This is a genomic window from Pseudomonas sp. F9001, assembly GCF_013385435.1.
Lineage (GTDB): Bacteria > Pseudomonadota > Gammaproteobacteria > Pseudomonadales > Pseudomonadaceae > Aquipseudomonas.
The window spans coordinates 107,903-119,397 of the sequence record NZ_JACAPX010000038.1; the positions used below are offsets into that span (position 1 = coordinate 107,903).

The window sequence follows — 11,495 nt, forward strand, 5'->3', positions numbered from 1 at the left end:
ACCATGGCCGGGGCTTGCTGGTTGTTCCAGCAAGCCCCTGGCAAGTGAGTGGCGGTGATACGCGACATTTGTAGCCGTTACCGGCACAATGTTTTGCTTATCTGGGGAACTTGCCGGGACCGACAATACTCAGGATGAAAACGGTCTTCCCATCGCCCAAGACCTGCCCCTTCCACTGTTCGGGAACCTCCACTATGTCAGCCGCCCCCTCCACCATCCTTGTAGTCGAAGACGACGCCATCGTGCGCATGTTGATCGTCGATGTCCTCGAAGAGCTGGAGTACCAAGTGCTTGAAGCGGCCGATGCCGAAGAAGCCTTGAAAATTGTTCAAGACACCGACCAGACCATCGACCTGATGATGACCGACGTCGGCCTGCCGGACATGGACGGCAAGCAACTGGCCCTCAAGGCCCGTGAAATACGCCCCGCCCTGCCCATCCTGTTCGCCAGCGGTTATGCCGAAAATATCGATTCGCCAGCCGACATGCAGGTGATCGGCAAGCCGTTCTCGATTGATCAGTTGCGTGACAAGGTTAAGTCCATACTGCCTTGACTGCCCCCCGATGCCGCCTTTCACAGGCGGCACTTGATCTCGTTGATGTCAACTGATCGATAGATCTTTGCGTTGAACCTCACGTGCCAAAAGACTTCCCGAGCAACTGAGTGCAAACTCTGCCTGACACGCAAAGGTTCAGCTAGTTGCGACTGTACGCGCCCACCGGAGCCTGCTTTTATAACAGCTGAAAAACTCGACGACATCCGACTGACTCAGTAAGGACGCAACAACATGATTCGAACACCGACGCGCCTGCTGTTGGCGAGCCTCTCGATTTTCATGAGTACCGGCGCCTGGGCCGATTTCACCGCCACGCCGAGTGAAGCCCGGGCCATCGCCAAGGAAGCCTATCTTTATGGCTTCCCGGTGGTGGAGATGTACAAGACTCTCTACACCCAGGCTGTCGACAAGACCGGGGCGAACTTCAAGGCGCCGTTCAACCACATCGGGAACACCGCGCAGGCGATAACCCCTAAAGATACAGCGATCCCCACCCCCAACCCGGACACGCCCAACTCCTTTGTCTGGCTCGATCTGCGGGCCGAGCCCGTGGTGTTGACCCTGCCCAGGATCGAAGACAACCGCTACTACGCCGTGCAGTTGGTCGACCTCTATACGCAGAACTTCGGCTATCTGGGCACCCGCAGCACCGGTAACAACGGTGGCCACTACATGATTGCCGGCCCGGGCTGGAAAGGCCAGCAGCCAACCGATATCGACCGCGTCGTGTACAGCGAAAGCAACATCGCCTACGCCCTGTACCGCACTCAATTGTTCGATGAAAAGGACTTGGGCAAAGTCAGACAGATCCAGGGCGGCTATAAGGTCCAGACCCTGAGCAGCTACGTGAAGCAGCCCAAACCCATCAAGCCGCCGAAAATTGCCTGGCCCAAGCCTACGCCGAACATGAGCGACAGCGTGCATCTGTTCCGCTATCTGAACTTCATGCTGGCCTACGCAGCACCGCAGGACAGTGAGAAAAACGTGCTCGCGCGTTTTGCCAGGATCGGCGTCGAGGCGGGCAAACCGTTCGACCTCAAGGCCCTGACGGTTGAGCAACGCAAAGCGCTGGATGACGGCATCGCCGACGGCAAAGCCGAGTATGCAGCCTTCAAAAAAGACAAGATCGATACCCATCAAGTATCCAGTGCAGACCTGTTCGGCAATCGCGACCACCTTCAAAACAACTACCTGTACCGCTACGCTGGCGCCAACCTGCACCTGTTTGGCAACTCCGGCGATGAAACGGCCTACCTGCGCTACTCCGTGGACAGCGAGGGCAAAACCGCCAACGGCGCACGCCACAGCTACACCCTGCACTTCGCCAAGGACCAGTTGCCACCGACCGACGCATTCTGGTCACTGACCATGTACAACGCCAAGACCAATCTGCTGACCCCCAACCTGAAGAAGCGCTACGTGCTCACGTCGGGGATGTTGCCCAACTTCAAGCTCGACGCCGATGGCGGCCTGACGCTGTTGGTCGCGCACCACGAGCCACCGAAGGCGGAACAAAGCAACTGGCTGCCAGCACCACCCGGCCCGTTCTATGCCCTATTGCGCATTTACCTGCCCAAGCCTGAAGTGGGTAACGGGCAATGGAAGCAGCCACCGCTCACACCGATCAAATAGCACCCGCTCAAGTCGCGCACCGTTTGAGGCTTAGCCCTTTTTAAGCTTCAAAAACGATTGATGCAGGTCCGACGCCCAGCCGTCGATGACGCTTTTCACGTCATCGGCTTTCATCACCTGGGAGTCGTTTGCCAACGGTTTACCGGTGCCTTTGCGCACGACTTGGGCGACCACCTTGCCACTGGCACCGTCGAGGAATTGGGCTTCGGTGCCCAAGGTGGTTTCCTGGTCACGAATCCCGGCGCCCGTGCTGACCGTGGCGACCACCAGGGCGACAGGAATGTACTCATAGGGCTTGAGACTTTCGGTCTTGCTGCTGACGGCAGTGATCGCCGCGCGCACCACGATCACGCCCGGGCCTGGTCCGTCGGCCAGCGGCAAGGACTTTTCCAGTTCGCGCTTGAGCGCCTGGCTGTAGTAGGTGCTGATGCCCTGCAAGGTGCTTTCAGGGATCCTGGTGCTGGCTTGCGGCTTGGGGTAGAACTGGGTGGGCTCGATGTACACCGCGTTATAGCGGCTCAGACTCAGGTTGGGGTCCACCCAACGCATCACCTGCGCGCCCGATGGCGACTTGGCTTCCTTGAGGTTGCTGTAGTCTGAGAGAAACCCGGAGTATTCGTCCGGCTGCGTCACCTTGCTGGAACACCCCATCACCCCGATCGTGGCAATACACACGGTGCTGATCATTATTCCCAGTTTCATCGCGAGACTCCTTGGCTGACGTTGAGGAAGCGTTGAGCATTAGGTATAGCTGATGCTGGAGCTGCGGCAATGGAGCAAACCCGCTAGGGGCGGCCTGCATTAACAGTCTTTGACAGTTTCCCGACAAAGCTCACAAAGACTCATCGACGGCCCGCCCCTAGCATTCGAGCATCCAAACCACCCCTCGGGTGCTCATCATGTTTCGCACATTGCGCAGTATTCCGCTGCTGGGTTGCCTGCTGGGCAGCCTCGGCTGCCACGGCCAGCCGCCGGCCCCGCCGCCCATTCCCAAGGGCGACTACAGCGCAATCATCCGCTACCTGCAAAAACGCATTCCCAGCGAAATGGCCAGGCAAAACATACCCGGCCTGTCCATCGCCCTGGTCAACGGCCAGGAACTGATCTGGGCCCAGGGCTTTGGCCTGGCCGACAAGGCCCTGGGCAAACCCGTCACCCCCAACACCGCGTTCCGCGCCGGCGCCCTCTCCAAACTGCTGACCGCCACCGCCGCCCTGCAACTGGTGGAGCAACAGCGCCTGGCCCTCGACGCACCGATCCAGGACACGCTGCGGGAGTTCTACGTACGCTCGCGCTTTCATTCCGACCAGGCTGCCGCCGACCGCGACATCACCCTGCGCCGCCTGCTAAGCCACCAGTCCGGCCTGCCCAGCGAACACCTGCGGGACGTGCGCAACACCTTCGCCATGGGCCAGATGCCGATGCGTATTTCAGGGGTTTGGCTGAGCACGCCACCGGGGACCCAGGTGGCCTATTCCAACCTCGGCTACGCCCTGGTCGGCGCCGCCATCGAACGCAGCAGTCGGCAGGATTTCGAAACCCGACTGCAAAGCAGCCTGCTCAAGCCCCTGGAGATGAACCAGTCGAGCTTCGTCGGCACCGGCGCGCAACCGGGCTTTCGCGCCCGGGGTTATGCAGACGGCACCGTCAGCGCCGACGCCCAGGTGCGCGACCTTGCGGCCGGTGGCTTGTGGAGCAGCCCCAAGGACCTCAGCCACTACGTGCGCATGCTCTTCGCCCGGGGCCTCTATAAAGACAGACAGGTACTGGGCAGCCAGTCGATTGACGAGATGTTCAGCCAGCAAAACACCGGCAACGCCCTGGACTTCGACTGCCAGATGGGCCTGGGGTGGTTTCTCGCCCCTTGCGGCGATGAGCCGGTGGGCCCCGGCATTCGCACCTTCCAGCACAGCGGTGGCGGAGATGATTTCGCGGCGCAACTGACGATGCTGCCGGACCAGCAACTGGCCGTGATCGTGATGGCCAACGACAGCAACGCCGAAGAGATGGTGGTGTCCCTGACCACCGACACCCTGCGCCTGATGCTCCAGGCCCAGACCGGCGACCCGGTGTGTGCCGACAACTGCCAGGCGCCCGCCCATGGCCTGAAAATCCGCCAGGTGCCCGCCGCGATCGACCGCAGGCGCCTGGCGGGTTTCTACGCCACGGCCTGGGGTGTCTTCCGTATCAAGGACGAAAACGGCCAGCTGTATGGCGAGTTGGCCGACACCCGTTTCGAACTGCTGCGCGACGGCCAGGGCTGGCTGCGGGCACAACAGAAATTCCTCGGCTTCTGGCTCAAGGACCTCGGCGAACTGGGCCGCGTGCAGCTGGATGTGGTAACGGTGCAAGGGCGCCAGATGCTCACCGCCCGCAGCCACGGCCAACGCGTCCCGGTGGGCGAACGCATCGAACCGACCCCGCTGAGCAATGCCTGGGCCGACACCATCGGTACCTATCAAGTGCTCAACACCCATGAGCCCGACGCGCCCCTGAGCGGCATCAGCGTGCGCCTGGAGAACGGCTTCCTGGTGATCCGCGGCCAACTGCACGACGAGCCGCTGACCGACTACATCCTGCTGCCCGTGGACAACGCCCATGCGGTGCTGGCCGGCAACGGCTATGGCCTGGGCGACACGGTGAGTCGCCAGGTCAACGGCCTGAGCGCCTCCGGCTACCACTTCAAACGTACCGATTCTCCCCACAACCCCTTGAGTCTCTGACCTCACATGAAGACCATCATGCGTTCAAAACACCTGTGCCTGTCCCTGACGTCGCTGTGCCTGCTGACCAGCGCCGACACCCTGCTGGCCGACGACTGGGAATACACCCTCAAGGCCGGCGTGGCCAACCTGCCCCGCTACAGCGGCAGCGACGAGCGAGTCACCGCGCCGGTGCTGGGGGCGGCCATCGTCAGCCCGCGGGGGATTTTCCTCGACACCGACAAGGGCCTGGGCTGGGGTTATGACGGCGGCGGTGCAAGCTTCAGCGCCTACGTCGGCGCCAGCGGCTCACGCAAGGACGAAAGCAAGACCGGGCGCCCGGGCTCGAAGAAACTCAAGGGTATGGGCGAGATCAAGACTCGCGCCCAGGTGGGTGTCAGTGGCAGCTATAACCTGGGCGGGGTGATTCTCGGCGCAACCCTGGAGCATGCGCTTGAGGAAGATGATCACAAGGATTCCGGCAAGGCGTTCACCCATCTGGAACTGAGCCTGGGCACCAACCTGTACGACGGCGACTACGGTTCGCTGGATGCCAGCCTCAGCAGCCATTTTGGCGACAGCAATTACCTGCAGACCTGGTACGGCGTGACCACCGGCCAGGCCGCACAGAGTCGCTTCAAGACCTACAAGGCCAGCGGCGGCAACATCAGCAACGGGATGAATCTGGTGTGGAGCTTGCCGATCAGCGAGCACACACAGTTTTCGACGCTGCTGGATGTGCAGTACCTGGCAGACAAGGCCGGGCAAAGCCCGATTGTGGAGAGACGCTTGCAGACGTCGGTGATGGGGATGGTCGAATACACGTTCTAACTTTGGTAACCCAATCAAAATGTGGGAGCTGGCTTGCTCGCGAAGGCGGTGTTTCAGTCAATGTATCCGGCGACTGATTCACCGCCTTCGCGAGCAAGCCCGCTCCCACATTTGATCTCCATGGCTCCTGGATGATTACTCGGCATACGCCCAGGTCATCCGGAACGATGCCCCGCCCCACTCCGAATCCAGCACTTCAACCTGCCCGCCATGCCATTGGCACACCCGCCGCACCAGCGCCAGGCCGAGGCCGAAGCCACCGGTGCGGCGGTCACGGCTGGCGTCCAGGCGCAGGAACGGCTCGAAAATCTTCCCTCGCCCTTCCACCGGCACACCGGGCCCGTCGTCATTGACCCGTACTTCATAGCCGGTGCCAAACTTCACCAGCGACACTTCCACGCGCCGGTCGGCGTAGCGAATTGCATTGCGCAACAGGTTGATCACCGCCCGTGCCATAAAGCGCGGCTCGATACGGATGTAATCGACTTCACAGGTGCGCAGCAGCAACTGCACGCCTGCCGCCTCGGCCTCCAGGGCGACGCTGCCGATCACACTGTCGAGCCAGCTGTGGGCCTCGATGCTTTCCCGGGTGATCTGCGTGGCGCCGCGTTCCAGGCTGGCGTAGGTCAACAGTTCCGAGACCATTTCTTCCAGCTCGCCGAGGTCGGCATACATGTCGGCGATCAGCGCGCGGCTCTCCCGTGGATCGGCCTGTTGCTTGAGCTGGTCTAGCTCAAACGACAGCCGCGCAATCGGCGTACGCAGCTCGTGGGACACGGCGTTGGTCAACTCGCGCTGGTTGGCGATCAGGCTTTCAATGCGCTCGGCCATCTGGTTGAAGTGCCCCGCCAGCTCGCGCACGGTAGAACGGCGCGGCAGCAGGATGCGCGAGCCGAGATCGTTGTCACCGAAACGTTGCGCGGCCAGGCGGATATGCTCCAGGTCACGCCAATGGGGCCGAACCCAGAAGTACAGGACAATCGCCAGGCACAGGCCGAGGAAGCCATAGGCCCACATGTACAGCCACTTGGGCTCTTCCGGCAGTTTGATTTCCAGCAGTTGGTGGCCGCCGTCGATGTTGGAGATGAACTCCATGAAATCCCCACGCACCACCAACTCGCCACTGGCCAGCAGCTGCTGCTCACGCTCGGTCAGTTTCAGCTTGTCCCGCTGCACCAGCGCCAGGCGCAGCCCATAGTGCGGTTGCAACTCGGCCAGGCGGGCGGCGCGCGCTTCCCCCGTCACCGGCCGCAATTGTTCCACCACCCCATACGCCGGGCCGCGCAGGGCCTCGCGGTTGTAGGTTTCGTTGGCCTCCGGCAACAGCTCATCGAAGGTATAGTTCACCAGCCAGATCGCCCCGGCCAAGCCAATGGCCAGGATGATATACAGACGCAGAAACAGCCTTAACATCTAGACCTCCCAGGCGAACGGATTGAACAGGTAGCCCTTGCCCCAGATGGTCTTGATGCACACCGGTTCCCGGGGGTTGTCATTGAGCTTGCCGCGCAGCTTGCTGATGTACACGTCGACGCTGCGGTTGAGCCCGTCAAAGGCAATACCGCGCATGCGGTTGAGAATGTCATCGCGGGAGAGGATTTTCCCGGCGGCGCTGGCCAGCAACCACAGCAGTTCGAATTCCATGGTGGTCAGGTCGATCTTCTCCCCGCCCAGGCTCACCACCCGGCAACTGCGGTCGATGGCCAGGCGGCCAAACTCAAGGGCGCCGCGCACCGTGGGTTCCGGCGCCTGGCGACGTTGCAGGGCGCGCAGGCGAGCCAGCAGCACAGGCGGCTTGATCGGCTTGATCACATAATCATCGGCGCCGGACTCCAGGCCGAGGATGTGGTCGAGGTCGTCTTCCTTGGCGGTGAGGATCACGATGGGCGTGTCGGACACGTTGCGAATTTCACGGCACACATGCAGGCCGCTCTGGCCGGGCAGCATCAGGTCGAGCACGACGATCTTCGGCTTGAACTCCAGGAACGCCGCCAGCGCCAGATCGCCGCGGTGCACGGCCAGCACCTCGAAGCCATGCTGGGACAGGAAATGGGCGATCAGCCCTGCCAGCTTCTCATCGTCCTCCACGAGCAAGACCTTGCCGAGACCCAAGTTATCCATAAATTTCCAGTGCACGCGCGGATTGAAGTGTGCGCATTATAGGTGGCAAGCCGGCAGACTAAAGCAGCTGGCCATCACTGGCCGACGAAGCTTCATGCTTTTAAGAGTTTTTAACAGTTTCACCGCAGTCTTTAACTCGGTACCGTCCGCCAGATGCGCCCCACACGCTTTTCGGAAGTGTCGCTGATGACAACACCACAAACACAAGAGAATCATGGCCCTCTACCTACATAGCGGGAGAAAACCATGTTCGTTCGTCACAAATCAGACATAGAAAACACCGCGCACTTTGTCGAATGGGGCGCTGGCACCAGCCATCGGTTGCTGACGGAAAAGGACGGGATGGGTTATACCGTCTGCCACACCGTCGTGCGTGCCGGCACCGAGTCACTGCTGCAATACCGTAATCATCTGGAGGCTTGCTACTGCATCGCCGGTGAGGGTGAAGTCGAAGATATGGACGGTAACGTCTACCCGATCCGCCCCGGTGATATTTATGCGCTGGACCAACACGACTGCCATTATCTAAGAGGCGGAAAGGAGCAGGACCTGGTGCTGGTCAGCGTATTCAACCCGCCGCTCAAGGGCGACGAGCGCCACAATCTCACGGATAAATCCGGCTCCGGCTACTGACGACAATTTGACTCACGGACACGAGCACACCATGCGCAAGGATTACCTGGCTTTCTTCATTTCGTTGTTTCTGTCACGCCTGGCCGACCAGATTCTGTTGTTCATCGTGCCGTTGATCGTGTTCCAGACCACCAACAGTGTGTCGTGGGCGGGCCTGGCGTTTTTTGTCGAATCCTTGCCGCGGTACCTGTCGTTCCCGGTGTGCGGTGCGTTGTGCGACAAATATCCCGCCGTGCGCGTCCTGCATATCAGCCAGGTGTACCGGGCGCTGGCGTGTGGGGCGGCGGTGCTGCTGTATGGAATGTTCGACGGGATTTACTGGATTGTCATGCTTTCGGCGCTGTGCGGCGTGTTGACCACCCAGGGCATCATGGCCCGGGAAGTGCTGCTGCCGCATATCTTCAAGCATTACACCTACGCCAAGACCTTGTCCTACTCGCAGATTGCCGACCAGACCGGGCTGGTGCTGGGCCCGCTGGTGGCCGCGCTGATGTTGGGCGTCTGGGCCTGGCACTGGGTCGTGCTGGGGGTTGCCGGGCTGTTCCTGCTGGCGGACCTGGCGATGCGCATCTGGCAACGCCACACCACGGTCAATCTTGAAACTTTCGAGCAGCACAACGACATCTGGCTGCAACCGTTGCGCGTTGCCTTCGGGCATATCCGCGACCTGCCGGAGCTGAAAAGGATTATCGCCCTGGCGGTGGGTGTGAACCTGATCATCGGCGTCACCCTCGCCACTTCCGCCGCGATGGTCATTGGCCAATACGCCGCCGGCAAGGACACCTACGCCGGGTTGCAGGCGGCCGGCGCGCTGGTGACCATCGCCATCCTGTTTTTCCTGGCGCGCGCTTCCCTGCCGCTCAAGGTGCTGGGCGGTTTGTCGTATTCAATGATTGCCGTGGGTGCGTTGATCACGGCCATCAGCCCGAATGTGTGGGCTTATGCCGTGGGTTTCCTGCTGCTGACCGGTTTCGACAAGATGTTCAACGTGTACATCCGCAGTGTCCGACAACGGGTGATCCCGGCCCGGGACTTTGGCAAGACGGTGGGCGTGCTGACCTTGCTCAACAACCTCTCGCAGCCGCTGGCCGGGTTGCTGATCGCACTGCTGGCGGCGCCGCTGGGGACACAGGCGGTGATCCTGATACTGGCCGGGATCACCGCGTTGCTCGGTGCAGCGGTTGCGTCAGGCTGGCACGCCGCTGTGAAAGCGGAACTCGACGTCCGGTGACTCGATCAGTTCCTGCTCGGCGGCGCGTACACGGTCGATGACCTGGGCGATGTCCTTGGCGTCGCCGTACTGGTAAGCCAGTTTCAGGTAACCCTGGAAATGCCGGGCCTCGCTTTTCAGCAGGCCGAAATAGAACTTGCCGAGTTCTTCGTCCAAATGCGGCACCAGTGCTTCGAAACGCTCGCAACTGCGGGCTTCGATAAACGCGCCGACCACCAGGGTATCCACCAGTTTGACCGGTTCATGGCTGCGCACCACCTTGCGCAAACCCGAGGCGTAGCGGCCGGCGGACAGTTGGCGCAGCTCGATCTTGCGCTTCTTCATCAGGCGCATGACTTGCTCGTGGTGCACCAGTTCTTCCCGTGCCAGGCGTGACATCAGGTTGATCAGGTCGACGTGGGAATGGTACTTGGCGATCAGGCTCAAGGCGGTGCTGGCGGCCTTGAATTCACAGTTCTTGTGGTCGATCAGCAGGGTTTCCTGGTCGGCCAACGCGGCCTGGACCCAGCCGTCGGGGGTGCGGCAACCGAGGAATTCGTGGATTTCTGGCAGGTTCATCGGGCTCACGGGCAAAGATTCACAAAAGGCCGGCGATTATACCGACCGCGCCGCAGACCGCCAGCTACCGGGCTTGATGTGCATCAACATGACGTGTGCCGGGCAGCAACTATAGTTGTTCCACGCCCACCCTTTTTTGGAGAACCCGACCATGCAAGCCATACGCAGCATCCTGGTGGTCATCGAGCCTGAGCATTCGGAAAGCCTGGCCCTCAAGCGCGCCAAGCTGATTGCCGGCGTCACCGGGGCACATTTGCATTTGTTGGTGTGTGACAAGAAGCACGAGCATTCTGCGATGTTGAGCCTGCTGAAGGCCGGTTTGCAGGAGGATGGCTACAGCGTCACGACTGAACAGGCGTGGAATGACAGCCTGCATGAAACCATCATCGACGTGCAGCAGGCAGAGGGTTGTGGGTTGGTGGTCAAGCAGCATTTCGCTGACAGCCCGCTGAAAAAGGCGCTGTTGACGCCTGCCGACTGGAAGTTGATGCGCTACTGCCCGACTCCGGTGCTGCTGGTGAAGACGTCCAGGCCTTGGGCTGGCGGGGTGATTCTGGCGGCCATCGATGTGGGCAATTCTGATGCCGAGCATCAGGCGTTGCATAACGCGATCATTGATCATGGGTTTGATATCGCGAGTTTGGCCAAGGCGCAGTTGCATGTGATCAGTGCGCATCCGTCGCCAATGCTGTCGGCGGCGGATCCGGTGTTTCAGCTCAAGGAGACGATCGAGGCCCGGTATCGTGAGCAGTGCAAGGCGTTTCAGGCGGAGTTCGATATTGACGACACTCATCTGCATATCGAGGAAGGGCCGGCGGATGTGTTGATTCCTCATGCGGCGCACAAATGGCAGGCGGCGGTGACCATCATAGGTACGGTGGCGCGCACCGGGATTTCAGGGGCGTTGATCGGGAATACGGCGGAGGTGGTGCTGGATGCGGTGGACAGTGATGTGTTGGTGCTTAAGCCGCAGGAGTTGATGGATCATCTGGAAGAGCTGGCTAATGGGTGATGCTTCTTTTTGGGGGCATATCCGTTTTTGGGTGATGGCTTGTATTGGTTCCGCTCTTACAGCGGGTCACTTTTGAAAGGAGCCCAAAAGTAACCAAAAGGCTCTTGCCCCACCACTCGGCACCTCGCCTAGGCTCGGTGTGCCCTCACTCCGGCTTTGGACCGTGGGCCGCCGTCATGGGCCATCCTTGGCCCAGGACGGCTAACCTGGCGTCCTGC

11 protein-coding genes are annotated in these 11,495 nt (G+C 60.9%); 7 read left to right on the forward strand and 4 right to left on the reverse strand.

The features are described from left to right. The first annotated feature begins 194 nt into the window (after window positions 1–194). The gene (locus tag HX818_RS27950; protein ID WP_003217574.1) at window positions 195–554 is read left to right on the forward strand and encodes a response regulator; all 360 of its coding nucleotides are present in this window, start codon (window positions 195–197) and stop codon (window positions 552–554) included. Between the two features lie 234 nt (window positions 555–788). Further along, a complete protein-coding gene (locus tag HX818_RS27955; RefSeq protein ID WP_177021112.1) occupies window positions 789–2,189 on the forward strand; it encodes a DUF1254 domain-containing protein in 1,401 nt (466 codons plus the stop codon). 30 nt (window positions 2,190–2,219) lie between these two features. Here the strand turns inward: HX818_RS27955 and HX818_RS27960 are convergent, their stop codons facing one another. Further along, window positions 2,220–2,891 carry a DUF3313 domain-containing protein gene (locus tag HX818_RS27960; protein ID WP_102369048.1) on the reverse strand — a complete coding sequence of 224 codons (672 nt, stop codon included), beginning with the start codon at window positions 2,889–2,891 and terminating at the stop codon, window positions 2,220–2,222. A gap of 197 nt (window positions 2,892–3,088) precedes the next feature. Between HX818_RS27960 and HX818_RS27965 the strand changes: the two genes are divergently transcribed. Together HX818_RS27965 and HX818_RS27970 are read left to right on the forward strand one after the other, a co-directional pair. Further along, window positions 3,089–4,912 (forward strand): serine hydrolase, encoded by a 1,824-nt coding sequence (locus tag HX818_RS27965; RefSeq protein WP_177021113.1) that lies wholly within the window; start codon window positions 3,089–3,091, stop codon window positions 4,910–4,912. Window positions 4,913–4,918: 6 nt separating this feature from the next. Then, entirely contained in the window at window positions 4,919–5,722 is an 804-nt protein-coding gene (locus HX818_RS27970) for a MipA/OmpV family protein (RefSeq protein WP_177021114.1), read from the forward strand. A gap of 135 nt (window positions 5,723–5,857) precedes the next feature. Here the strand turns inward: HX818_RS27970 and HX818_RS27975 are convergent, their stop codons facing one another. Continuing rightward, entirely contained in the window at window positions 5,858–7,135 is a 1,278-nt protein-coding gene (locus HX818_RS27975; RefSeq protein WP_177021115.1) for an ATP-binding protein, read from the reverse strand. Further along, entirely contained in the window at window positions 7,136–7,843 is a 708-nt protein-coding gene (locus HX818_RS27980) for a winged helix-turn-helix domain-containing protein (RefSeq protein ID WP_003217561.1), read from the reverse strand. A 246-nt stretch (window positions 7,844–8,089) separates the two neighbouring features. Between HX818_RS27980 and HX818_RS27985 the strand changes: the two genes are divergently transcribed. Together HX818_RS27985 and HX818_RS27990 are read left to right on the forward strand one after the other, a co-directional pair. Continuing rightward, window positions 8,090–8,476, forward strand: a complete 387-nt coding sequence (locus HX818_RS27985; RefSeq protein ID WP_003217559.1) for an ectoine synthase — start codon at window positions 8,090–8,092, stop codon at window positions 8,474–8,476. Between the two features lie 31 nt (window positions 8,477–8,507). After that, window positions 8,508–9,707 carry an MFS transporter gene (locus HX818_RS27990; protein ID WP_177021116.1) on the forward strand — a complete coding sequence of 400 codons (1,200 nt, stop codon included), beginning with the start codon at window positions 8,508–8,510 and terminating at the stop codon, window positions 9,705–9,707. Here HX818_RS27990 and HX818_RS27995 read toward each other — a convergent pair. Further along, the gene (locus tag HX818_RS27995; protein WP_008431008.1) at window positions 9,663–10,265 is read right to left on the reverse strand and encodes a tRNA-(ms[2]io[6]A)-hydroxylase; all 603 of its coding nucleotides are present in this window, start codon (window positions 10,263–10,265) and stop codon (window positions 9,663–9,665) included. The genes HX818_RS27990 and HX818_RS27995 overlap by 45 nt on opposite strands. A 151-nt stretch (window positions 10,266–10,416) precedes the next feature. On the opposite strand from HX818_RS27995, the gene HX818_RS28000 reads away from it, so the two are divergent. Continuing rightward, on the forward strand, window positions 10,417–11,277 hold the full coding sequence (locus HX818_RS28000) for a universal stress protein (protein WP_003217553.1): 861 nt from the start codon (window positions 10,417–10,419) through the stop codon (window positions 11,275–11,277). The last annotated feature ends 218 nt before the right edge of the window (window positions 11,278–11,495 follow it).